This is a genomic window from Aeromonas finlandensis (genome assembly GCF_000764645.1).
Taxonomy (GTDB): Bacteria; Pseudomonadota; Gammaproteobacteria; order Enterobacterales; family Aeromonadaceae; genus Aeromonas; species Aeromonas finlandensis.
In genome coordinates this window covers 1-22,995 of record NZ_JRGK01000081.1, presented here as the reverse complement: position 1 = coordinate 22,995, position 22,995 = coordinate 1, and the positions used below count along the sequence as shown (strand labels likewise).

Here is a 22,995-nt window from a genome sequence, read left to right as displayed (position 1 = left end):
CTGCCAACATCTAGTCATGTTACCTCCGTACTGCCGGGCTTATTATCCAGCGTCCCGATGTTGTCCAAGTATACGCCAGCCATGACCGGGGAATAGCGTTGTGGCGAGAGCCTTGCTTGAGAGGCACAACAAGAGAGGATTGTGCGGGGATCAAGCCGACATGTGCCTATGAACAGCGAGCTCTGATCCGGTGTCAGATTGGATGATGCCGTTCTCTTCTCATTGCGTGCGCCAGTGAATTTTTACCGCAGTTCAACACATCAGAGCACCTTATCGCGGCAAGATGAGGTATCTTATGCCCCGATTTCATCCATTAAACGGATCCGAGACCCCATATGATTATCAAACCCAAGGTTCGCGGTTTTATCTGCACCACCACTCATCCGGTTGGTTGTGAAGCCAATGTTCGTCGCCAGATCGCTTATACCAAGGCCAAGGGCACCATCGAGAATGGCCCCAAGAAGGTGCTGGTGATCGGCGCTTCCACCGGTTATGGTCTGGCCTCCCGCATTGCGGCTGCCTTCGGTAGCGGCGCCGCCACCCTCGGTGTCTTCTTTGAAAAAGCGGGAACCGAGACCAAGACCGGCACCGCTGGCTGGTACAACTCCGCCGCCTTCGACAAGGCTGCCAAAGAGGCTGGCCTCTACGCCAAGAGCGTCAACGGCGATGCCTTCTCCAACGAGTGCCGCGCCAAGGTGATCGAGCTCATCAAGCAGGATCTGGGTCAGATTGATCTGGTTGTTTACTCCCTGGCCTCTCCGGTGCGCAAGATGCCGGAAACCGGCGAAGTAGTGCGCTCTGCCCTCAAACCGATCGGCGAGGTCTACACCACCACCGCCATCGATACCAACAAGGATCAGATCATCACCGCCACCGTCGAGCCGGCGAACGAGGAAGAGATCCAGAACACCATCACTGTGATGGGCGGTCAGGATTGGGAGCTGTGGATGGCAGCCCTGCGTGATGCAGGCGTGCTGGCTGACGGCGCCAAGTCCGTGGCTTACTCCTATATCGGCACCGATCTGACCTGGCCAATCTACTGGCACGGTACTCTGGGCCGCGCCAAGGAAGATCTGGACCGCGCCGCCACCGCCATCCGTGGCGATCTGGCTGCCAAGGGCGGCACCGCCCATGTGGCCGTGCTGAAATCCGTGGTGACCCAGGCCTCTTCCGCTATTCCGGTGATGCCGCTCTATATCTCCATGGCCTTCAAGATCATGAAGGAGAAGGGCATTCACGAGGGGTGCATGGAGCAGGTGGATCGCATGATGCGCACCCGTCTCTACGCTTCCGATATGGCGCTGGACGAGCAGGCCCGTATCCGCATGGATGACTGGGAACTGCGTGAAGATGTGCAGCAGACTTGCCGCGATCTGTGGCCTTCCATCACCAGCGAGAACCTCTCTGATCTGACCGACTACACCGGCTACAAGCAGGAGTTCCTGCGCCTGTTCGGTTTCGGTCTGGACGAGGTCGATTACGATGCGGATGTGAATCCGGACGTGAAATTCGACGTGGTCGAGCTCTGAGTCTTACTCAAGTGAAAACAGGGCCCTGCGGGGCCCTGTTTTTTTGGCAAAAATAGCGCTAAGTTACGGAATTTTATTATCAGCGCTCACCTTTTTCCCATATCAAACCCGCTAGTCTTGCGCTGATCGGATCACATGACGGCATTGCCGAGGAACGGAAGCTATGACCACTCCAAACGAGGCGCCCAAGAAGCGCCAACTCCCCACTGTTTATACCCTGCTTTTTATCATCATCGCCCTGATGGCGGCCCTTACTTGGGTGCTGCCAGCGGGCAAATACAACTATGTAACGGCCAAGACCCAGCAGCCGGTGGCGGCAGCGGCCGTGGCCGACTATAGCGGCGATGAGCGGCTGTTGCCGGTGCCTGGCAGCTACACCGAGTTACCTGCCCACCCGCAAGGGGTGTTCGAGGTGCTCAAGGCCCCCATTCAGGGCTTTCACAAGGCGGCCGACGTGGCGCTGTTCGTGCTAATTATCGGTGGTTTTCTCGCGGTGACCATGCAGAGCGGGGCACTGGATGCCGGGGTAGGGGCCATCGTGCGCGGCTTTGCCGGGCGCGAGCGGCTGCTGATCCCGGTGCTGATCGCCCTCTTTGCCCTCGGCGGCTCCACTTTTGGAATGGCAGAGGAGACGGTGGCCTTCTGGGCACTGATCGTGCCGGTGATGATGGCGGCTGGCTTCGATCGCATGGTTGCGGCGGGCATTATCCTGCTCGGCTCCGGGGTCGGGGTGCTCGCCTCCACCGTCAACCCGTTTGCCACCGGCATCGCCTCCGGTTTTGCCGGTATCCCAATCGGTGAGGGGATTGGCCTGCGGGTCATCCAGTGGCTACTGCTGGTGATCTTCGCCTCCTGGTTCGTGATGCGCTATGCCAAGCAGGTGCAGCAGGACAAATCCCGCTCCGTGCTGGCCGACATCGTCTATGACGACGAGTTCTCCCAGATGAAGAGCGGCAACCTCGCCTTCAGCGGCAAGCAGAAGCTCACCATGCTGGTCTTCTTCGGCACCTTCCTGCTGATGATCTACGCGGTGGTGCCCTGGTCGGATTTGGGTATCGATGCGCTGCCCACCTTTGGCTGGTGGTTTGACGAGCTCTCCACCCTGTTCTTCAGCGCCTCCATCCTGATCGCGCTGATCAACCGGATGCCGGAGTCCAACTACGTGGCGACCTTCCTCAACGGGGCGCGGGATCTCATCGGGGTGGCGCTGGTGGTGGCGGTGGCGCGCGGCATCTATGTGGTGATGGAGCAGGGCGTCATCATCGACACCATTTTGCACTGGGCCGAAGGGCTGGTGACCGGGCTCTCCTCGTCGGTCTTCATCCTGATGGCCTATCTGGTGCACATCATCCTGAGCTTCTTTATCCCCTCCACCTCGGGGCTGGCGACTGTCTCCATGCCGCTGATGGGGCCGCTGGCGGACTTCTCCGGCATCTCCCGGGATCTGGTGATCACTGCCTATCAGTCCGCCTCCGGCTGGATCAACCTGTTTGCCCCCACCGCCGCCCATCTGGTGGCGGGTCTGGCGCTCGCCAAGATCCCATACGATCGCTTCGTGCGCTGGGTGCTGCCCTTTATCATCGGCGTGGCCTTTATCACCATGGCGGTGCTGGTGGCTGGCGCCCTGCTGCACGGCTGATGGAGCGGATAGAAAACGACAGATAACAAAAAGGCTCCTGCGGGAGCCTTTTTCATGAGCCTTGCTTACTGCTTGTAGCCCTTGAGGAAGCGGGCGAGGCGGCCGATGGCCTCTTCCAGCTCCTCTTCGCGGGGCAGGAATACCAGCCGGAAGTGATCCGGCGCCGGCCAGTTGAAGCCAGTGCCCTGCACCAGCAGGAGCTTCTCCTGTTGCAGCAGGTCGAACACCATCTTCTGGTCGTCGCGGATGTCATACACCTTGGGGTCGAGACGCGGGAACATGTAGAGCGCCCCCTTGGGTTTGACGCAGGAGACACCCGGAATGTCGTTGAGCAACTCCCACGCCTTATCCCGCTGCTTGCGCAGGCGACCACCCGGCAGGATCAGCTCGTTGATGCTCTGGTAGCCGCCGAGCGCAGTCTGGATGGCGTGCTGCATTGGCACGTTGGCACACAGTCGCATGGAGGCCAGCATCTCCAGCCCCTCGATGTACCCTTTGGCACGGCCCTTGGGGCCGGTGATGACCATCCAGCCCTGGCGGAATCCGCAAGCACGGTAAGCCTTGGAGAGGCCGTTGAAGGTCACCACCATCACGTCGTCGCACAGGGTGCAGACGCTGGTGTGGGAGATGTCGTCGTAGAGGATCTTGTCGTAGATCTCGTCGGCGAAAATGATGAGGTTGTGCTGGCGGGCGATCTCGATCACCTCCAGCAAGAACTCGCTGCCGTAGACGGCACCGGTCGGGTTGTTGGGGTTGATCAGCACCAGACCGCGGGTGCGCGGGGTGATGCGGGCGCGGATGTCGTCGAGATCCGGATACCAGTCAGCCCCTTCGTCGCAACGGTAGTGCACCGCATGGCCGCCGGAGAGGGTGACGGCGGCGGTCCAGAGCGGGTAGTCGGGGGAGGGGACCAGCATCTCGTCGCCGTTGTTGAGCAGCGCCTGCATCGCCATCACGATCAGCTCGCTGGCGCCATTGCCGATGTAGATGTCGTCGATATCGACCTTGCGCATCCCTTTCTGCTGGTAGTACTGCATCACCGCTTTACGGGCAGAAAACAACCCCTTGGAGTCGCAGTAGCCCTGGCTCAGCGGCATATTGAGGATCACATCCTTGATGATCTCTTCCGGCGCATCGAAACCGAACGGGGCCGGGTTGCCGATGTTGAGCTTCAGAATGCGGTGGCCTTCGTCTTCGAGACGACGGGCTTCTTTATGCACCGGGCCGCGGATGTCATAGCAGACATCGTCAAGCTTGTGCGACTTGTCGATAGTGAACATGGTGAGTGTGATTCCTTCCCCATGGGGACGCGTTGGCGAAAAAGGCGATTTTTAGTATCAAATTTCTTTTCCCCTATTCTTCACAGAATTGAATGCTAGAACAATCCTCTTTTTAGAAGAATTCCCTGATTTTTAGCCCTAAAACAGGGTTGCCAGAACGTTAAATTCAGCATGATCGTTTGTGCTAACCGAGGTTCACCAGTGAAACATGGGGAACGAATTAACAAAGCTGCCTGACTGTGTTGCAATATCCGGATCCTATGGCACGATTGGCTTGTGTAAAAAATCGTCTTCCTCCCCCTTTTCGATGAGTTGAATGGCAGCGACGGTGTCATCGTTATGTGGTTCGCTCATCGGCGTTTACTTCTGCGAGGTTTTTCCATGCATGCACCCGTTCCCGGCCGCTATCGCCATTTCAAGGGGGGTTACTATCAAGTGCTTGCCCTAGCCCTGCACACCGAAACCCAGGAGCAGCTGGTGATCTATCAATCCGAGCAGGATGGTCAGGTCTACGCCCGTCCTGTCGCCATGTTCATGGAGTGGATCGAGCATCAAGGGCAGGTTGTCAGCCGCTTTGCACCGGCAGGGAACTGAGCACGCCTCCGTTTTTATCGTTCAACGGATGAGCAGTCGAGCTAAACGGTGTCACAAGTTGTCGCATGACGCCCTTGGGCATGAGGCGTGCAGCCAGCAGCCTTAATGATAAATCTCTTATCTAATCAATAAATTGTGACAGATGTCACACTCGGTGAACCTTGTCGGCAGGGTTCGCAATCTGGACGCACACTCCCATAATGCTGCGCTTGTTCAAACATGGGCCCTTCTTGGGTCTTGTTCGGTGTTATCTCAAATGGGAGAAATAATGTGAAACCTGTTGCTGCTGAGTTTATGGGCACTTTCTGGCTGGTACTGGGCGGGTGCGGCAGTGCCGTGTTGGCTGCAGCCTTCCCTCACGTCGGGATTGGTCTGCTGGGGGTCTCGCTGGCCTTCGGTCTGACCGTGCTGACCATGGCGTTTGCCATCGGCCATATCTCCGGTTGCCACCTCAATCCGGCCGTCACTGTGGGTCTGTGGGCGGGTGGTCGTTTTCCGGCATCCGGTGTACTGCCTTATATCGTGGCGCAAGTGCTGGGTGGCATTGCCGCCGCCGCGGTGCTTTACGTGATTGCCAGCGGTCAGGCCGGGTTTGATCTCTCTGCCGGTTTTGCCTCCAACGGCTATGGCGAGCACTCTCCGGGTGGTTACAGCCTGACTGCTGCACTGGTGTGTGAAATGGTGATGACCGGCTTCTTCCTGTTCGTCATCATGGGGGCCACCGATAGCCGTGCGCCTGCCGGTTTCGCGCCGATCGCCATCGGCCTGTGCCTGACCCTGATCCACCTCGTCAGCATTCCGGTGACCAATACCTCGGTCAACCCGGCTCGCAGTACCGGCGTCGCGCTGTTTGTCGGTGACTGGGCTATCAGCCAGCTGTGGCTGTTCTGGGTCGCCCCGATTGTCGGTGCCATTCTGGGTGCGCTGGCTTATCGCCTGGTGGCGACTGAGCAGAAGTAATTATTTGCGAAACAACGTGTGGTATCGACACGCCTGCGGGCGTGTTTTTTGTGTCTGAAGGGAATGTTGCCGGAAGGAAAGAATCAAATCGCCGAGCGCTAGAGTCCTTTGGCTTGCAACATCTCTTTGTAGCGCTGTCGCAGCAGCTGGACGCGCTCCACATAGGCGCGAGTTTCCGCATAGGGCGGGATACCGCCATGTTTTTGTACGGCGCCAGCCCCGGCGTTGTAGGCCGCAGTCGCCAGTGCCACGTTGCCGTCATACTGCTTGAGCAGTCCCGCCAGATATTTCACCCCGCCGAAGATATTCTGCTCAGCCAACAGGGCATTGCCGACTCCCAGCTCCCGCGCCGTGGCGGGCATCAGCTGGGTCAAGCCCATCGCCCCTTTGCGAGAGATGGCCAACGGGTTGAAGGCTGATTCCGCATGGATCAGTGCTCTGATGAGGGCTGGCTCCACGTGGTAGGTTTTGGCTGCGGCCTTGATGGTGCTGGCATAGTCATAGAGAAACAGCCCGGTGGTCTGCCAGTTGACGCTGGATTTGGGATCGCAGGCGAAGCAGTCGTTGAACAGCAACAGCTCGTAATTGCCCTGTTCGGGCGCCATGTCGGAGTAACGGACTACGCCGTTCTTCTGCACCGACTTATAGACCTGGATCTGTTTCTGGCCGGTGGCGGTGGTTGCCGCTGTTTGAGTTGTCGCAGCCTGATTGGCTGGCTCGGTATCATTGACCGGGAGCAAGGGGGAGGGGGCCGCGGTCAGGAAGATCACCTCCGCAGGTGGGGGCGTCTGGCTCCATCCGCTCAGGGGGATCAATAACATTTGGCCTGCCAGCATCCATGCTTTCAACCGCAAACTCCTCTTTGTGATAGCCATGTTGAGTAAAGCATCATGACGAGTTCAGAACAAGCGGACAAAGGGGGAGATGTGAGGTGACAGAGTGACCGGGATCACAGCCATAGAGGTCATATGCGAGCGGGGATGAGGGCAGGATGACGGCGGTTTTTCCGGGTGGGAAAGGTCCGGCTCGGGTTTCTCTGAGCCTCTGCTCATGCCCGCTTTTTTGTTAAAAGAAGGCATGCTATCGTGCTTTCGTCAGCTGGTCGGATTTGCCAGCCACATTTGACATTAATAATTGATTGAAAAGGATTTTTGTGTGACAAGCAAGCGGGCGATGGAACTCACATTTGAAGAGTACTGCGACGCCGACCTCTCCCTTATCAGGGACTATTACGAAACGACATTTTCCCACTATGTGCCGGATCTGGCCGAGCGGATCTTTGTCGTGCGTGACGCTCACTGGTTGGTGGGGGCGGTGCGGTTGCGGGACGAAGAGGAGTTTTACCACCTGTGTGGCTTTCGCCTGTTGCCCCACTACCAGTCGCTGGGATTGGGGTCACGCCTGTTGCAGCACGCTTGCCACGGATTGGCTGACAAGCCAGTGGTCTGTCAGGCGCTCCCCTTCGAGAAGCCCTTTTATCTCAATGCCGGTTTTGCCGATATGCCCCTCAACAAATTGAGTGGCTCCCTCTTTTCGCTATACGATCAGCAGCAGCAACAGGGTTATCAGGTGGATCTGCTGGTGCGGCAGACCACCCAGCCCCTCCTGAATCAAGTGGTTTAGCGGGGTTTGGTCAGCAGGTGGATCTTGCCCGGTGACAGCTCCAGCCCCAGCAGATTTTCCTTCAGCCAGGCCTGCTGCGGATCCTTGTCATTGAGTTTGTAGACCGGCTTGGTCTCTAGGCGTTTCTCCATGCTCTGCAGCAGCATGCCGAGCATAAGCCCGAACTTCTTCTCGGCCGCCTCCGGCTCCAGCTTGTACTCCACCAGCTTCATGTTATCGAGAAACAGCGCGCTCTGAGCCTTGTCATAGCGAGGCCTCGCCTCATAGGTCATCTGCAAGCGGGCGTCATATTGGGTATTGTCGGGCAGGGCGATCTTCAGTTTGCCCTTGCCATAGACCCGGGCGGTATCGGGGCGCTGGCGACCAATCTGCACATCGCTCTGCTCCAATTGCACATGGGCCTTGATGATGCCGGGCAGTTCCAGCTGTTTATCAACTTGTACCTGGTATTGCAGGTACTGGTTTATCTGTTGCTCATTGATGTCATATGAGCCTTGGCCTAGCATGGCCAGGCTGAGCAGCATAGATTGCAGGATCATGCATGCGACCTGATAGAATGGATTTGCCTTACAGCATACCATTCCTGCCGAGTGGGATCTGCCCACCGCCCAGTTTACCGATTAGAAGGAGTTCCCGTTGCTCAACGGTCTGGAATACGATCTCCACCTGCTGTTTTCCCGTTTTCTGGGCTGGCTACTGCTGCTGTTTCATACCGTGATTGTCACCGGAGTATCGTTTCGGGTGGTGATGAAACGCCGCCCCATCGGGGTGTCGCTGGCCTGGCTGGCGTTGATCTATGCCATTCCCTTTGCCGGGGTGGGCTTCTATGTACTGTTTGGTGAAATCAAGCTGGGGCGCCGCCGCGCCGAGCGGGCCCAGGCGATGTATCGCCCTTATGCCATCTGGATCCGCCAGTTGGCACGGCTGTTTCCCCAGCACTGCTGCGAGGTGGGTGCCAAGGCGCAACCTTTGCACGACCTGATCCAGGGACGGCTGGCCATGCCGATGCTCTCCGGCAACCGCATGACCTTGCTCACCAGACCTGATTTGATCTTGCGTGAGATTGCCCAGGATATTCGTCGCTCCACCCTCTCCTGTTATCTGGAGTTCTACATCTGGCACCCGGGCGGCGATGCTGACGAGGTGTGCGAGGCGCTGATTGAAGTGGCGGAGCGCGGCGTAGATTGTCGCTTGCTGCTCGATTCGGTGGGCAGCAAACAGTTCTTCCGCTCCCCCTGGCCCAAAAAGTTGCGCAAGGCGGGAGTCAAGCTGGTGGAGGTGCTGCCGGTCGGCGCCTGGCGGATTCTGTTCCAGCGTCAGGATCTGCGGATGCATCGCAAGCTGGTGGTGATCGATGACCGGGTGGGGTACACCGGCTCCATGAATATGGTGGATCCCCGCTTCTTCAAACAGGATGCCGGGGTCGGCCAGTGGGTCGACATCATGATCCGTGTGCAGGGGCCCATGGTGCCGCTGATGTGGTCGATCTTCGTTTGGGATTGGGAGATGGAGACCGGCGAGCGGCTGCTCGACAGTCTGCAGCATGAGCCGGAAGCCTGGCCCCAGACCAACTACCGCGCCCAGCTCATTCCATCCGGCCCCTTCGTCGGCGGCGACTGCATCCAGCAGAGCCTGCTGCTGGCCATCTATCAGGCACGCAGCCATCTGGTGCTGACGACCCCTTACTTTGTGCCCGACGATCCGCTGGCAGCGGCGCTCAGTTCGGCGGCGGCGCGTGGGGTGCAGGTGCAACTGGTGTTGCCGGCACGCAACGACTCCATCATGGCCAATTACGCCTGCAACGCCTTTATGGAGGAGCTGCTGGCGGCCGGGGTGGAGATCTACCGCTACGATGCGGGGTTGCTCCATACCAAGAGCGTGCTGGTGGACGACGATTTTGCCCTGGTGGGAACGGTCAATCTGGACAGGCGCAGTCTCTGGCTAAATTTCGAAGTGACCCTGCTGGTAGACAACCCGTCGTTCGTGGCCCAGATGACCCGGCTGGTTCAGGGCTACATGGCGGAAGCCACCCCGATGACCCTGGCTAAATGGCAAGCACGCCCCTGGTACAAGAAGGCGATGGAGAACATCTTCTATCTCTTCAGCCCCTTGCTGTGAGGTCAGCGAACGATAGAAGAATTTCGGGTAGCCTCCTGATTGCACTTGCCTCGTCCTGAGTACGCCCCTAGAGTGCAGTGACAACTCCAGGGAGATGCATGGAAATATGAAAAAGATAGTGGCCCTCGCCGTGGGTGCGGCACTGGTAGGTGGTGGCTTGGCTGCGTGCTGGTACACGGGCAACAGTTTTGATCGCATCATGGCGGAGCAGATCGCCAAGGTGAAGAACGAGAGTGGTCTGGAGCTGCAGTGGCTGCCCGGCAATAGCAATCTCTTCACCCGCGACGGAGTATTGAAACTGGTGGTCACCCCCCAGGAGATGGCTGCCCTCGACAGCGATCTGGAAGGGAACCAACCGCTGGATCTGCAGTTCGTGGTGACAAGCCGGATTTTGCCGCTCTATATCAAGAGCCACCTCCTGCTCGATACCAAGCAGGGGTCGCTGGCGCCGGTGTTCAAAGCACTGGGTATGGAGCAGTGGCAATTTGGCCTGGAGTCGGTGAGCAGCCTCTGGACCCAGGCAAACAGTAGCCGCTTCTGGGCCAACGAATTCAAGGTCAAACAGGGGCTGGACGAGTTCAATTTCCTGCCGCTTTCCGGCGAGTTCCACGGCAATCTGGAAGGCAATGGCCACATCACCATGACCTGGCAGGGGATGACGGTCCACGAAGAGCAGAACAAGATGGATCTGGTGCTGGCTGACATGAAAGGGAGCGCCGATATTGCCGAGATAAGCGGTGTCATCCTCTCGCCGCAAAGCCAGATGACCCTCTCTGCCCTGACCATGCAACTGCCTGACAGCATCAAGGTATCGCTGCAGGATATGTCCACTGAGACCCTGCTCAAGGGGGACAATGCCCAGACGCTCTCCAGCAGCTATCTGATGAAGATTGCCAAGCTTAATCTGGAGAATGAGACCGATACCCTGGCGGTGACCGACAGTAAACTGGCGCTCAACCTCAACGGACTGGATCTGGAAGGGTATCAGGGACTGCAGGCCGCTGGCGGCAAGGGCGTTGAGGATGCTGCCATCCAGCAGGCGCTGGACAAGATGCTCAAACGCGGTGCGACCCTGGAGCTGGCCGACCTGAGCGCCAAGCTAAACGGGGAAGCGGTGGCCATGAAGGGGGATGTGAAACTGGCATCGACCTCGCTGGAGCAGCTGTTCAATAGTGAGGAGGGGATGCAGGCACTGAGTGGCCAGCTGCATGCCAACCTCAGCGACAAGCTGGGCAAGGCGGTGCCGCAATTGGCCCCCATGCTCGATCAGTTGACCCTGATGGGTTATCTGAAGGCCGATCAGCAAAAACTGATTTCCGAGCTGAAGCTGGAGAAGGGCGCGATGACGGTGAACGACCTGCCGCTCTGATGCACTGCGCAGAAACAACAACGGCTCCCGCGGGAGCCGTTGTTGTTTCTGGCGCTCTCTTGCTGCGCGCGATGGCGCTTACTTGAAGACCACCGTCTTGTTGCCGTAGACGAACACCCGCTCGTTCAGCACCAGCTCCAGCGCACGGCTCAGCACCGATTTCTCCACATCCCGGCCCGCTTTGGCCATGTCATCGGCACTGAAGGCGTGACCGACGTGGATCACGTCCTGTTCGACGATGGGGCCCTCATCCAGATCGTCGGTCACGAAGTGGGCGGTGGCGCCGATCAGCTTGACCCCGCGATCGAACGCCTGCCGGTAGGGACGGGCGCCGATGAAGGCGGGCAGGAAGGAGTGGTGGATGTTGAGGATCTTGCGCGGGTAGGCTTCGACGAAGCTGGGGGTCAGCACCCGCATGTACTTGGCCAGGATCACATAGTCAGGCTCATAGCTGTCGATGATGGCGCGTACCTGCTCTTCATGCTCGGTACGGCTCAGCTCGTCGTGGCTGACGGTGTGGAATGGAATATTGAACTTGCCGGTGAGCTCGGCCAAGGTGTCGTAGTTGCCGATCACCGCGACGATATCCATATCCAGCGCGCCCGCGTAGTTCTTCATCAGAATATCGCCGAGGCAGTGGGTCTCCTTGGTCACCAGGATGACGATGCGCTTTTTACCCGCCTTGACAAGCCGACGATGGGCGCCAGCGGGCAGGGCATCATCCAGATCCGCCAGCAGGGTCTCGTCGTTAAAACGCCCCTCCAGCTCGGTGCGCATAAAGAAGCGGCCATTCTCGTGATCCACAAACTCATCGTTCTTGATGATGTTGAGCTGGTGCTTGTAGCAGATGTTGGTGATCTTGGCGATGAGCCCTTTGGCATCCGGGCAGTCCGTGAGCAGTATTTTCTTTTCCATCTCTGTCATTTTCCGTTTGTGGTGTTGGCGCTGCTGTCTGCGCAGGCAACGCGTTTTTCAGGCTCTTTTTTTGGCACTGTTTTTTGTTTCGGGAACTATGCCATAAACCGATCCGCGCCATAAAGAAATTCGCCAGTCATGGCACCTCGTGTTGGCCAGCAGGCTGAAGAGCGCGATCTTGGGCGCAATCTTGAAACGCTTTTCAGCCAATGGGGGATTTTGGCTGGTATCTGCAACCGTTTTTCTTTAGGCTGTCTGCGCTTATTCTCAGGGCGGGGTGCAATTCCCCACCGGCGGTATCCCGATTGACTCGGGGAGCCCGCGAGCGCCCGACTTGGCTGATTGCCGGGGCGGGGTCAGCAGATCCGGTGAGATGCCGGAGCCGACGGTCATAGTCCGGATGAAAGAGGATAAGACAGACATTGCCGCGTTGGCCCTTGTGGGCTGGCCGCGGCATGCCCATCTCTGTCTGCCTTTCCATGCCCTGATTCTGGTCCTTGTCTTGTTTAGGAGTTTTACCATGAATCAGTCTCTACTCAGTGAATTCGGTGATCCCATTGCCCGTGTCGAAGCGGCCCTGTCTGTCTTGCGTGCCGGAGGCGGCGTGCTGGTGGCCGACGATGAAGATCGGGAGAACGAGGGCGACCTCATTTTCGCTGCCCAATCCATGACCAATGAACAGATGGCGCTGATGATCCGAGAGTGCTCCGGCATCGTCTGTCTCTGCCTGCCCGACGAGCGGGTTCGTCAGCTGGAACTACCAATGATGGTGGAAGCCAACTCCAGCCACTACCAGACCGCTTTCACCGTGACCATCGAAGCGGCGCAGGGCGTTACGACCGGAGTCTCGGCTGCTGATCGCATCACCACCATCCGTGCAGCCATCGCCGATGGCGCCAAACCGGGTGATCTTCACCGCCCGGGACATGTCTTTCCGCTGCGAGCGCGAACCGGTGGTGTGCTTACCCGTCGTGGTCATACCGAAGCGACCGTCGATCTGATGCAGCTCGCTGGTCTCAAACCGTTCGGAGTACTGTGTGAATTGACCAAGGAAGATGGCTCAATGGCACGTCTGCCAGACCTGGTAGCGTTCGGTCGCAAGCACCGGATGCCGGTGTTGACCATCGAAGATTTGGTGCAATATCGTCAGTTGCTGTCAGAACGAACAGCCTGAGCCTCATACGAAATTGTAATAAGGCAAAAATTTGGTTAACCTTTGTCCGTGCCCTCACCACGCGGCACTCATTTTTTAGACGAATCTGAACAAAAACTGTTCATTCAAAAAAAAATGAGGGTTTTAATGCATTTATCTGTGGTGGGGACTATGCAAAGTATGATTTTTTTGTGCCATAATCACGCCGCTTGCTAAACGTCTGGCGAGTTCAAGGGAGCTTTAAAAATGAAAAAATTGTTGTTGGTAGGTGTTGTTGGTCTGTCCGCTCTGCTGGGCGGTTGTGCAAACACCAGCGAACTGGAAACTTCCGTTCAGAATCTGTCTAACAAAGTTGACCAACTGGCTCAAGATGTTAGCGCAGTTCGTGCTGATCAGTCCAAAATCGCTGCTGATGTTGCCGAAGCCAAGCAAGAAGCTATGCGTGCTAACCAGCGCATCGACAACATGGCTACTTCTTACAAGAAGTAATCCATGCGAAAAAAATGGCGCAGTTATGCGCCATTTTTTTTTGCCTGAAATTCACCGTTTCCACATCCCCACTACACGCTCTTCGCACTTGACCCATGAGGTCATGCCGGTCTCCCGGCACTCCCCCATCATGACCAGCCAGTTCGACGTCGATCAGTAGAGCAGACTATAGAGTTTGCGACGGTAGCTCTGCGCCGCCGATGTGCTGCCCATGGTCGCCAGAATATCGAGATAGGTCTTTCTGGCATCGCCAAATGCCAAATCCCGCTTGAGGATCTCCAGCAGTAGTCCCAACGCCTCTTCCTGACGGCCAGCCTGGTTGTATTGCACCGCCAGCTCCTGAGTCAGGGCAAAATCATCAGGTTGTTCTGCATGACGGGCTTCCAGCGCGCGCAGCTCCGGGCTGTCTGCCGCTTGCAGGGCCAGCGCGAGTCGTGAGCTCAGGGTATGGAAGTGACCATCCTGCGCCACCATCGGGATGGCGCCGAGGCGCTCCTGCGCTTCATCCAGCAGATTGAGGTCGAGCGCGGCCTGGATCAGCCACAGGCTGATGTCGTGGCGTTCAGGAGCCAGCTGGTGTGCCTTGGTCAGATGGGCATAGGCGATGCTGGGTTGTTCGCCAGCCAGTGCCTGTTGTCCCTTGGCCAGCAGCTCTTCCTCTTCTTTGGGGGCGAAGGCGGCGAAATACTGGCGCAGGGTGGCTTCATCTTGCGGCCCTTCGATGATCCCCTGTTCGTCAGGGCGACCCTGATGGAACAGCACCAGCGCCGGCAGAGCGCGCAGGCCGAGCTGACTGGCCAGCGGCTGCAGTTGGGGATCGTTCATATCCACCTTGGCCAAGGTGACCTGCTCATTGGCGGGCCCAACCAGTGATTCGATCAGCGGTGTCATCCCCTGACACTCCGGCATCTGCGGAGCATGGAAATAGATGACGACCGGCTTTTTCATGGACGCATCGATAAGTTCAGCGTGAAAATTCTGGGGAGTAATGTCGACGATCATGAGTGGGACTCTTCAGAAAGGGTGTGGAGTAACATGGGGTTGAGCGACTGGCAATTCAAGCGCTCATCCAGCCGGTAAAACGTCACAGGTGTTGCCGCCGCCGCGAGACTGAGCCAGCCGCTGGCGAAGGGCCAATCCTGAACCTGATAAGGGGTGTCATCGAGCCGGTTGTCGAGTTGCCACCCTTGCGCCGGGACAAAGCGCACCTTCTCGAGCCCGGCGGCTATGCCGCCACCGTGGGCTTTCAGCACAGCCTCCTTGCGCGACCAGAGCCGGTAGAAGGCACTTTCTTGCTCTTGAACGGGCAGCGTGCAGAGCCACTCATATTCACTCTGTGCATAAAACCGGCTGGCCAGAGGGAGGGGATGATGGCGCCGTTTGCCCAGTTCGATATCTACCCCCAGCGGCCCTTGCGCGCAGAGCGCCAATACCAGCCAGCTGCCACTGTGGCTCAAATTGAAGTGCCAGGTATCATCGTGCAGTCGGGGCTTGCCATGGGGTCCATGGCAAAATTGCAAGCTGGCGGCGGGTTGCTGCAGTCGCTCGGCCAACAGCTGGCGCAGCAGGGCGCGGCTCACCAGATATTGCTGACGCCGTTCAGGATGGGTCATGGTTTGCCAGATATGCTGCTCATCGGTTGACAGCCATTCAGGCAATTGAGCGAGCAGTTTCTGGCATACCTTGGCCGGATTTAACAAAAAAAGATCGGTTTCGATCATGTTTTTTCACTTTAAAAAGGTGCTGAAACAGGGATAAAAGCCAGTTATCTATGAGGCCCACGGCCCTTTTTGCGATTGTATATTGTTTGGGCATGATCACATTAATTATGAAAAATCGTGCATTTCCTTGCAAAAATGTGAGCTCGATAGGGATTTTCACTTGCCTCGATAGAATTCTTGGATATAGTCGGGTGCTGTTGCCTTATAAATTGCCCTTTGGGGCCGTATTTTAACAAGATTTACTATTTTGCGGGGATAAAGGATTGCGCCACCTGATGCTACTGCTGGTCGCGCTCGGAATGGTGGGTTGTGCCTCGGCACCCCAGACCGAGGTCGCGAGCAAGATCGAAGTTTCCATGGTTGAACCTGTAATCGAACCGGAAGCTTCCCAGACACCCGATGTGAATGAAATCCTGACAGTATATAAAGAGTGGCGTGGTGTTCCGTACCGGATGGGTGGCAGTAGCCAGCGCGGTATCGATTGCTCCGCCTTTGCCCGTGAAGTGTTTCGTAATGCCGTCGGTGTCGAATTACCCCGTGATACCCGCTCCCAAGTTCATGAAGGGACGCGTATTTCCAAGCAGGATCTGGTCGAAGGTGACTTGGTCTTCTTCAAAATCAATCGCCGTCTCAACCACGTTGGTATCTATGTCGGCAATGGCGAATTCATCCATGCTTCGACCCGCGTTGGTGTGACACGCTCCAAGCTGGACAGCCAATATTGGCGCAGCAAGTTCTGGCAAGCGCGCCGGATCGATATCTGAGTCAGGCTGGACAAACGGCTCGCAGTACGGACTGTTTTTCCAACCTCACTTGAACCGGGCTCGATAGCCCGGTTTTTTATTGCCGTCGTTTAGACTTTCCTGAACCAAATCACTATAGTGTGGGCCCGTTTTCTTCGGCAGGCTCAGCATGAAACCCCGCATCAAATCCGTCGGTGACCCCAAGTCAGGTGACCGCAAATCTGGACTCCATCCCCGCAATCGCCATCAGGCGGGCTACGATTTTGAGGGGCTTTGTCTGCGAACTCCCGAGCTGGCTGCCCACGTTTTTATCAATGACTACGGCACCCGCACCATCGATTTTGCCAATCCCGATGCGGTGAAGACCCTCAACCGTGCCCTGCTGGCCCATCACTACGGGATTGCTCACTGGGAGCTGCCTGCCGGTTATCTCTGTCCGCCTATCCCGGGACGGGTTGACTACCTGCACTGGGTGGCCGATCTGCTGGCCGAAAGCACGGGCAGTGTTCCTACCGGCAAGGGTGTGAGGGTGCTGGATATCGGGGTGGGAGCAAACTGCATCTATCCGCTGCTCGGCTGCCGCGAATATGGCTGGCGCTTCGTGGGCTCCGATATCGATCCGGTCTCGGTCAAGGCCGCCACCCTGCTGGCCAAAAGCAACGGGCTGGGCAATCAGATTGAGTGCCGCCTGCAGAACAATGCCAACCATGTGTTTCGCGGCATCATAGGGCCGAAGGAGCGCTTTACCCTGACGCTGTGCAATCCGCCGTTCCATGCGTCGCTGGAAGAGGCGAGCAAGGGGACGGAGCGCAAGCTACGCAATCTGGGCAAGGAGGTGACAGGTGCACCTGTACTCAACTTCGGCGGCCAGAAGGCTGAGCTCTGGTGCGAAGGGGGCGAGGCGGCGTTTCTGGCCAACATGATCGCCCAGAGCAAGGAGTTTGCGAGCCAGTGCCGTTGGTTCAGCTCGCTGGTGTCAAAAAAAGAGAATCTGCCGGGGGCGAAAAAGGCGTTGAGCCGGGTTGGCGCACGTCAGGTACGAGTGATCGACATGGCACAGGGCAACAAGGTGAGCCGGATCCTTGCCTGGTCTTTCCTGGATGAGGGTGGTGTGCATAGCTGAATTCGCTCCACAAGGCCTGCTAAGGGCCTTTTTCATGATGAACCTCTCATGTTTATTGTTTTGGTCGGTTATCCTTTTGCTTGTCTTGTTAGTGGATAATATAACCATGTTTGTCTGTTTTTTTGGTTTTTCATGCTTTGGTACAGTTGTGCGCCGAGATTTTTTTGCACTTACAGCTAAAATTTTAATAAAATAGGACTGGTTAGACCTCTTAACAGGCATTGGATCAAATAGGGATCGGTAGATGAAAGTTGTCGATTTTCTGAAGCGCAAGCGCGAAATTCTGGCGCAGCACCCCTTTGAGCTCAAGGATTGGCTCTCTCCGGCGATCCGCGACTACTGGCGTGAGTTTCAGCAAAAGGCACATCTTCATCCTTTGCTGGGACGTGTGCTGGACTTGCAAACCGAGTCCCAGGGCGAACAGCAACAGGATGCAGCAACCGTGGCACAAGTGGCCAACGGTCAGCCTGTCGTGGCTCAGGAACCCGCTGTGGAGCTGGGGGCCGAGGCTGCCGAGCTCTATGCCACCCTGCAGGCCCGCATCGGTGAAGAGACCCACGTGGGCGAATGGCTCCATGTCAGCCAGCAGATGATCGATCAGTTTGCTGCCGTGACCGGTGATCACCAGTGGATCCACACCAATCCGGAGCGTGCGGCTGCCGAGTCGCCCTTCAAGACCACCATCGCTCACGGCTTCCTGACCCTGGCGCTGCTGCCGCAGTTGACCGGCTCGGTCGATGAGGACACCCCCGAGTTCCCGACCGCCCGCATGGTGGTGAACTTCGGGCTGGATCAGGTGCGTTTCCCGTACCCCATCAAGGTGGATAGCAAGATCCGCGCCCGCACCAAGCTGGCCCGGGTCACCCCCATCAAGGGCGGGCTGGAGCTGCTCAAAGAGATCAAGGTGGAGATCGAAGGGATCCGCCGCCCGGGTTGCGTCATTGAGTCGGTGACCCGTATCTACTTCTGAGCGCCTGTATCGGCATGAATGGTGAAACGGGCCCGCTGTAGTTCAACTCACAGCGGGCCCGTTTTTTTGCCTGTTTGTTGCCAGCGGTGAGGAGTGAGCCATTGCGCACCGACCCCAGCTTGATATGACTCACAAAACCGGGTGCCATGCAGTTAGCCAGCTCTCATTTTGGCGAGATAGTCGCGTGAGGCGATAGCATGTTATGCCACTATTGGCTTCTTACTCCCGATCTTGGAGACAATAGTGCCCATCAATCACAAGATTATTCTGCCATTGCTGCTGAGCCTCGCCATCCTGCTGATCCCGACCCACTGGATCCCGCTGGCGGGGATCACGGTGGTCGAGCAGCGGGTCGTGGCCATTTTTGTGCTGGCCGCCCTCTGCTGGATCCTGGAGCCCATTCCCATCTTCGCCACCTCGGTGCTGATCATCGTGCTGGAGCTGCTGCTGCTCTCCGACAAGGGGCTCTGGTTCATGACCGCCGACAAGGCAGATCCGGGGTTTGGTGCGCTGCTCAAGTCGACCGAGGTGATGGCGACCTTCGCCTCGCCGGTCATCATGCTGTTTCTCGGCGGTTTTTTCCTTGCCATTGCGGCGACCAAATACCATCTGGACGTCAATCTGGCGCGGGTGCTGCTGCGCCCGTTCGGTCAGGATCCCCGGATTGTCATGCTGGGGCTGATGCTGATCACCGCTACCTTCTCCATGTTCATGAGCAATACCGCTACCACCGCCATGATGCTGGCTATCCTCACTCCGGTACTGGCGGCCTTTCCCGACAAAGACCCGGCCAAAATCGGCTTTGTGCTGGCCATTCCGCTGGCGGCCAACCTCGGCGGGATTGGCACTCCCATCGGCACCCCGCCCAACGCGGTGGCCCTCAAATACCTGACCGGCGAGCACGCCATCTCGTTCGGTCAGTGGATGGGATTTGCGGTGCCCTTTGTGGTGTTGCTGTTGCTGCTCGGCTGGTTTCTGCTGGGGCGCTTCTTCCCGAGCACTCTCAAGCGGATGGATCTCAAGATTGAGGGGCGCTTTATGCAGACCCCTCGCGCCTGGGTGGTCTACCTCACCTTTATCACCACCATAGTGCTCTGGCTGCTGGGGGATCTGCATGGCATGAGCTCCTACGTGGTCGCCATGATCCCGGTGGCGGTGTTCCTGACCACCGGCATCATCACCAAGGACGATCTGCACAAGATCTCCCTCGATGTGCTCTGGCTAGTATCGGGCGGTATCGCGCTGGGGCTGGCGCTGGAGGACTCCGGGTTGGCTGAGCGGCTCATCACCCACATTCCGTTCCATGAGTACTCCACGTTGGCGGTGTTGGTTGGCGCCTGTCTGCTGGCGGTGGTGATGGCCAACTTCATGTCCAATACCGCGACCGCCAACCTGCTGCTGCCATTGGTGGCGGCGCTGGCGGTCAGTATGCCGGAGCTTGCCGAGTGGGGCGGCAGTCACACCCTGATCCTGGCGGTCACCATGTCGGTCTCGCTCGGGATGTCGCTGCCCATCAGTACCCCGCCCAATGCGCTGGCCCACGCCACCGGTCTGGTGGAGAGTCGCCAGATGGTGCGGATCGGTGTCATCATGGGACTGGTTGGTACCCTGCTGGCGATGGTATGGATCTACCAGATTGCCGCCTGGGGGCTGATCTGACCGTACTGTCGGGATCTCATCGGTTGCCACCGTCATCATCGGAGAGGGGCCGTGGCAGGGGATGACTAAAATAGAAAGAGGAGCCGAATTGGCTCCTCTTTCTATTTGCGGTTGACTCAGAAACTGGCGCCCAGATTGAGCAGGTGCCTGAATTCGGTCTCTTTGTACTTTTGCTCGAGACCGATGAAATGCACTTCGCCATCTTCCCACTCCATTTCGCTCGACCAAGAGAGGCGCAGGTGGTCGTTGAAGTAGTAGCGCAGGCCCAAGCTGCCGGTCACATCTCGATCCAGGGTGATATAGGGGGAGGGTTGATCCAGATAGACCAGATAGCGCCCCTGACTGAACAGCTCCAGTTTTTCCCGCCATATCGGGATGGGTTGGCGATAATCCCAGTTCATGCTGGCAAAGGGTTGGTCGATGATGCGGTTGCCTTTGAAGAGCAACCCAATCCCGCTCTCTTCCCTGAAGTACGTTTTACGCAGACCCCCTTGCGCCACGAACTCCAGCCGACGGCGCTTCTCGTTCCAGAAGCGGTAACCCGGGCCGGTACCATAGTCGAGGCTGAGGTAGTTGCTCTCCAGCATGTCATATTCGGCATTGAGCGAGCTGCGCACAAACCACTGCTGATCGAAAAAGTAGTCAATGGTCGGGTTCAGCTTGTAGTCGTGGTTATCGGTGACGCTGTCAGAGGTTTCGTAGGAGTATTCTCCGGAGAGGCTGTAGCGCCAGTCCAGATTAGCCAACTCGGTCTTGCCCTTGACGTTGACGTTGTTGGTGTACTTGTCCTTGTGTTTTAGCTTGATGTTGAGATCCCCGCTACCGCTCCAGAGCCAGGCCTTGCGTTCATCCTGCTCATCCTTGAACAGGGTGAATCCCCCTTTGGCGGTCGCCTTGGGCTTATCCTGATGCTCCAGCCGCCAGCGCTTGATGGCATCCCGCTTGACGGTAACGGCGCCGGTATAGGGCAAGGCGATACGTACCGATTCATCGCCGATCTCTTCGATGGTGCCGGTCAGACGATCGCCATTGTTCATCCAGAGGATGTCTTTTGCCCACAAGGAGTGGCAGGCCAACAGGAGTACGAGGGGCAGGTATTTCATGGGGTAAGGTGACTCCGGTATGACTCCGGCGCTGATGACTTAACCACTGACAAGTTGACTGCTGATGGGGCGGGGCAGGCCATTTTTGCTCTCCAGCGCCGCCGTCACCTCATCCTGCATCACTTCAGGTGCACTGATAAAGCCCTCTATGGCCGGTGATAGTACCAGCGGGGCGCCATTTTCAAGCTCCTCTTCGGTGCGGGAGAGCGGGGAGTGCACCTCCAGCCAGCGCCGCCCATCCGGTTCGATGGCGACCTTGACCGGTTGGTTGATGACCCGTACCTGCGTACCGATCGGCACAATCTTGAACAGGGCCTCGATATCGTCCGGCCGCAGCCGGATGCAGCCTGCGCTCACTCTGAGGCCTACGCCAAAATCTTTGTTGGTGCCGTGGATCAGATAGTCGCGTTTGCCATAGCCAAGGCGCATGGCGAACTTGCCGAGGGGGTTCTCCGGGCCGGGAGGCACTACGGCGGGCAGGGTGATCCCTTTTTGCTCCAGCCAGGATTTGCGCACCATGGGGCCGGGCACCCAGGTTGGGTCGGGATTTTTCTCAATGACGGTCGTGGTCATCTCGGGAGTCTCACGGCCGATATCACCAATCCCGATGGGCAGCACGATGACCTCGCTCTTGCCTTTGGGGAAGTAGTAGAGGCGCAGTTCGGGCAGATTGATGACGATCCCCTCGCGAGGCACATCGGGCAGCAGCATCTGGGTAGGCAACGTCAAGCGGGTGCCCGGCTTGGGTAAATAGGGGTCTATACCGGGATTTGCCTCAAGCAGCGCCAAAAAACCAATCTGGGTATGTTTGCCAACCAGCTCCAGATGCTCATCCTGCTGGATGATGTAATCCTCCAGCTCGCCAATAAGGCGGCTCTCTGCTGGCGGAAGCGGGTAGCGCTTGGCCTGCGCGGGCGTGGCGCAGAGCATGATCGCAGCCAGCAGCAGGGACAGCGCGGGCGTTATGGATAGGGGCATGAGTTTTGGCAATCGCATAGGGAGATCCATCAGTTCAATCGGGGCGGAAAATCATCAAAGCAGCCGCCATGATAGTGTGATTGTTCCTCAATCAGCCCATGATTACCAGCTTGCCGCGCACCAGCAACGGTTTAGGGATACATAGGAAACTTGCCAAAATCGGCCTTTCTACGATTTTTGACAGCCAAGAAGGAAAAACGGACGCAACATGGTGATGTGCGGATATCATGACTCGAATAATGAGTCAGGCTTGCGAACGTACATAACGTACATAACGTACATAACGTACATAACGTACATAGTGTTGGGTGGAAGCCGCGCGCATTGTCGACATGACTAATAAGTTCGGTCAGCGGGCAGTATGTTGAGGGACGCGCACCTGAACGCTATCCGCCGGGTGAGGGGGTCGTCAGCGATCATGCATGTGAAAGAGAAAACGTGCCCGGTGCATGGGAAGGTTAGCTCGGCTCCTTAAGGTGGTCAGCGGGAAGCATATTGTGAGCCTGCTCCCAGATATATGATTCAGCCATTTGATATATAAGAAATTTTTATTGCATCCTTGGTCCGGCTTGGGTAAAACTCTCTCCCCACGGAGAGATGCCGGAGTGGCCGAACGGGATTGACTCGAAATCAATTGTGGCAGCAATGCCACCCAGGGTTCGAATCCCTGTCTCTCCGCCATATACTAAGCCCAACTTGTTGAACAGGTTGGGCTTTTTCATTTTTTCATTTTTGGTATGCCATCCAGTATGCCATTTGGTGTTGACTGGTATGTTATTCGGATAGATTACCTTGGGAGAGGGCCCGTTCAGGTCCATTTTCAGAATCTGATCTTCGGGATGGGTGGGCTAGTCGATGCCACCGGTTATCTTGGCACCTTCATCTACGGCTTTGTGCTGCGAATGCTCGGTCCATTCGGTCTGCACCATATCTTCTATCTGCCGTTCTGGACCACCGCACTGGGTGGTAGCGAGCTGATCAACGGTCATCTGGTGGAAGGGACCCAGCGGATCTTCTTTGCGCAGCTGG

22 protein-coding genes, 1 tRNA gene and 1 riboswitch are annotated in these 22,995 nt (G+C 57.4%); of the genes, 15 read left to right on the top strand and 8 right to left on the bottom strand.

The window, feature by feature from the left end:
- The first annotated feature begins 335 nt into the window (after nt 1-335).
- Both fabV and LD28_RS0109420 read left to right on the top strand, forming a co-directional pair.
- Entirely contained in the window at nt 336-1,529 is a 1,194-nt protein-coding gene (fabV, locus tag LD28_RS0109425; protein ID WP_033136719.1) for an enoyl-ACP reductase FabV, read from the top strand.
- A 163-nt stretch (nt 1,530-1,692) separates the two neighbouring features.
- Nucleotides 1,693-3,168, top strand: a complete 1,476-nt coding sequence (locus tag LD28_RS0109420) for a YfcC family protein (protein ID WP_033136718.1) — start codon at nt 1,693-1,695, stop codon at nt 3,166-3,168.
- A 65-nt stretch (nt 3,169-3,233) separates the two neighbouring features.
- On the opposite strand, the gene LD28_RS0109415 is transcribed toward LD28_RS0109420, so the two are convergent.
- Nucleotides 3,234-4,448 (bottom strand): pyridoxal phosphate-dependent aminotransferase, encoded by a 1,215-nt coding sequence (locus tag LD28_RS0109415; RefSeq protein ID WP_033136717.1) that lies wholly within the window; start codon nt 4,446-4,448, stop codon nt 3,234-3,236.
- A 381-nt stretch (nt 4,449-4,829) separates the two neighbouring features.
- Here LD28_RS0109415 and LD28_RS0109410 point away from each other — a divergent pair, with 381 nt between their 5' ends.
- Together LD28_RS0109410 and aqpZ are read left to right on the top strand one after the other, a co-directional pair.
- Nucleotides 4,830-5,042, top strand: a complete 213-nt coding sequence (locus tag LD28_RS0109410) for a DUF1653 domain-containing protein (RefSeq protein ID WP_033136716.1) — start codon at nt 4,830-4,832, stop codon at nt 5,040-5,042.
- 270 nt (nt 5,043-5,312) lie between these two features.
- Nucleotides 5,313-6,002, top strand: a complete 690-nt coding sequence (gene aqpZ, locus LD28_RS0109405) for an aquaporin Z (RefSeq protein ID WP_005334357.1) — start codon at nt 5,313-5,315, stop codon at nt 6,000-6,002.
- A gap of 98 nt (nt 6,003-6,100) precedes the next feature.
- On the opposite strand, the gene LD28_RS0109400 is transcribed toward aqpZ, so the two are convergent.
- Nucleotides 6,101-6,850, bottom strand: coding sequence for a lytic transglycosylase domain-containing protein (locus LD28_RS0109400; protein WP_420911707.1), 750 nt, complete (start codon nt 6,848-6,850; stop codon nt 6,101-6,103).
- Between the two features lie 325 nt (nt 6,851-7,175).
- Here LD28_RS0109400 and LD28_RS0109395 point away from each other — a divergent pair, with 325 nt between their 5' ends.
- Nucleotides 7,176-7,625: a GNAT family N-acetyltransferase gene (locus LD28_RS0109395; protein ID WP_050514289.1), complete on the top strand. Its 450-nt coding sequence runs from the start codon at nt 7,176-7,178 to the stop codon at nt 7,623-7,625.
- On the opposite strand, the gene LD28_RS0109390 is transcribed toward LD28_RS0109395, so the two are convergent.
- Nucleotides 7,622-8,164, bottom strand: coding sequence for a YceB family lipoprotein (locus LD28_RS0109390; RefSeq protein ID WP_033136713.1), 543 nt, complete (start codon nt 8,162-8,164; stop codon nt 7,622-7,624). The genes LD28_RS0109395 and LD28_RS0109390 overlap by 4 nt on opposite strands.
- A 97-nt stretch (nt 8,165-8,261) precedes the next feature.
- Between LD28_RS0109390 and cls the strand changes: the two genes are divergently transcribed.
- Both cls and LD28_RS0109380 read left to right on the top strand, forming a co-directional pair.
- Nucleotides 8,262-9,743 carry a cardiolipin synthase gene (gene cls / locus LD28_RS0109385; protein ID WP_033136712.1) on the top strand — a complete coding sequence of 494 codons (1,482 nt, stop codon included), beginning with the start codon at nt 8,262-8,264 and terminating at the stop codon, nt 9,741-9,743.
- Nucleotides 9,744-9,849: 106 nt separating this feature from the next.
- Entirely contained in the window at nt 9,850-11,112 is a 1,263-nt protein-coding gene (locus LD28_RS0109380; RefSeq protein WP_033136711.1) for a DUF945 family protein, read from the top strand.
- Nucleotides 11,113-11,190: 78 nt separating this feature from the next.
- Here the strand turns inward: LD28_RS0109380 and purU are convergent, their stop codons facing one another.
- Nucleotides 11,191-12,027: a formyltetrahydrofolate deformylase gene (purU, locus tag LD28_RS0109375; protein WP_033136710.1), complete on the bottom strand. Its 837-nt coding sequence runs from the start codon at nt 12,025-12,027 to the stop codon at nt 11,191-11,193.
- Nucleotides 12,028-12,286: 259 nt separating this feature from the next.
- Nucleotides 12,287-12,443: riboswitch (FMN riboswitch) on the top strand.
- A 104-nt stretch (nt 12,444-12,547) separates the two neighbouring features.
- Between purU and ribB the strand changes: the two genes are divergently transcribed.
- A complete protein-coding gene (gene ribB, locus LD28_RS0109370) occupies nt 12,548-13,201 on the top strand; it encodes a 3,4-dihydroxy-2-butanone-4-phosphate synthase (protein WP_033136709.1) in 654 nt (217 codons plus the stop codon).
- 225 nt (nt 13,202-13,426) lie between these two features.
- Nucleotides 13,427-13,669 carry an Lpp/OprI family alanine-zipper lipoprotein gene (locus LD28_RS0109365; protein WP_005334342.1) on the top strand — a complete coding sequence of 81 codons (243 nt, stop codon included), beginning with the start codon at nt 13,427-13,429 and terminating at the stop codon, nt 13,667-13,669.
- Nucleotides 13,670-13,822: 153 nt separating this feature from the next.
- Here the strand turns inward: LD28_RS0109365 and LD28_RS0109360 are convergent, their stop codons facing one another.
- Nucleotides 13,823-14,671, bottom strand: a complete 849-nt coding sequence (locus LD28_RS0109360) for a tetratricopeptide repeat protein (RefSeq protein WP_033136708.1) — start codon at nt 14,669-14,671, stop codon at nt 13,823-13,825.
- Nucleotides 14,668-15,390, bottom strand: a complete 723-nt coding sequence (locus tag LD28_RS0109355; RefSeq protein WP_033136707.1) for a 4'-phosphopantetheinyl transferase family protein — start codon at nt 15,388-15,390, stop codon at nt 14,668-14,670. The genes LD28_RS0109360 and LD28_RS0109355 overlap by 4 nt, the downstream gene beginning before the upstream one ends.
- A gap of 275 nt (nt 15,391-15,665) precedes the next feature.
- Between LD28_RS0109355 and LD28_RS0109350 the strand changes: the two genes are divergently transcribed.
- The 4 genes from LD28_RS0109350 (at nt 15,666) to LD28_RS0109335 (ending at nt 19,885) form a co-directional block, all read left to right on the top strand.
- A complete protein-coding gene (locus LD28_RS0109350) occupies nt 15,666-16,154 on the top strand; it encodes a C40 family peptidase (RefSeq protein WP_033136706.1) in 489 nt (162 codons plus the stop codon).
- Nucleotides 16,155-16,302: 148 nt separating this feature from the next.
- The gene (gene rlmF / locus LD28_RS0109345) at nt 16,303-17,256 is read left to right on the top strand and encodes a 23S rRNA (adenine(1618)-N(6))-methyltransferase RlmF (RefSeq protein WP_033136705.1); all 954 of its coding nucleotides are present in this window, start codon (nt 16,303-16,305) and stop codon (nt 17,254-17,256) included.
- 244 nt (nt 17,257-17,500) lie between these two features.
- Nucleotides 17,501-18,226 (top strand): MaoC family dehydratase, encoded by a 726-nt coding sequence (locus LD28_RS0109340; protein ID WP_033136704.1) that lies wholly within the window; start codon nt 17,501-17,503, stop codon nt 18,224-18,226.
- Between the two features lie 243 nt (nt 18,227-18,469).
- Nucleotides 18,470-19,885: an SLC13 family permease gene (locus LD28_RS0109335; protein ID WP_033136703.1), complete on the top strand. Its 1,416-nt coding sequence runs from the start codon at nt 18,470-18,472 to the stop codon at nt 19,883-19,885.
- Between the two features lie 116 nt (nt 19,886-20,001).
- Here the strand turns inward: LD28_RS0109335 and LD28_RS0109330 are convergent, their stop codons facing one another.
- Both LD28_RS0109330 and LD28_RS0109325 read right to left on the bottom strand, forming a co-directional pair.
- On the bottom strand, nt 20,002-20,988 hold the full coding sequence (locus LD28_RS0109330) for a DUF481 domain-containing protein (RefSeq protein ID WP_033136702.1): 987 nt from the start codon (nt 20,986-20,988) through the stop codon (nt 20,002-20,004).
- A gap of 39 nt (nt 20,989-21,027) precedes the next feature.
- Entirely contained in the window at nt 21,028-21,966 is a 939-nt protein-coding gene (locus LD28_RS0109325) for a L,D-transpeptidase family protein (RefSeq protein ID WP_033136726.1), read from the bottom strand.
- 591 nt (nt 21,967-22,557) lie between these two features.
- Here LD28_RS0109325 and LD28_RS0109320 point away from each other — a divergent pair.
- Together LD28_RS0109320 and LD28_RS0109315 are read left to right on the top strand one after the other, a co-directional pair.
- Nucleotides 22,558-22,647: transfer RNA gene (locus LD28_RS0109320), tRNA-Ser, on the top strand.
- 158 nt (nt 22,648-22,805) lie between these two features.
- On the top strand, nt 22,806-22,995 hold a 190-nt coding region (locus tag LD28_RS0109315), incomplete at its 3' end, for a PTS transporter subunit EIIC (RefSeq protein WP_033136701.1).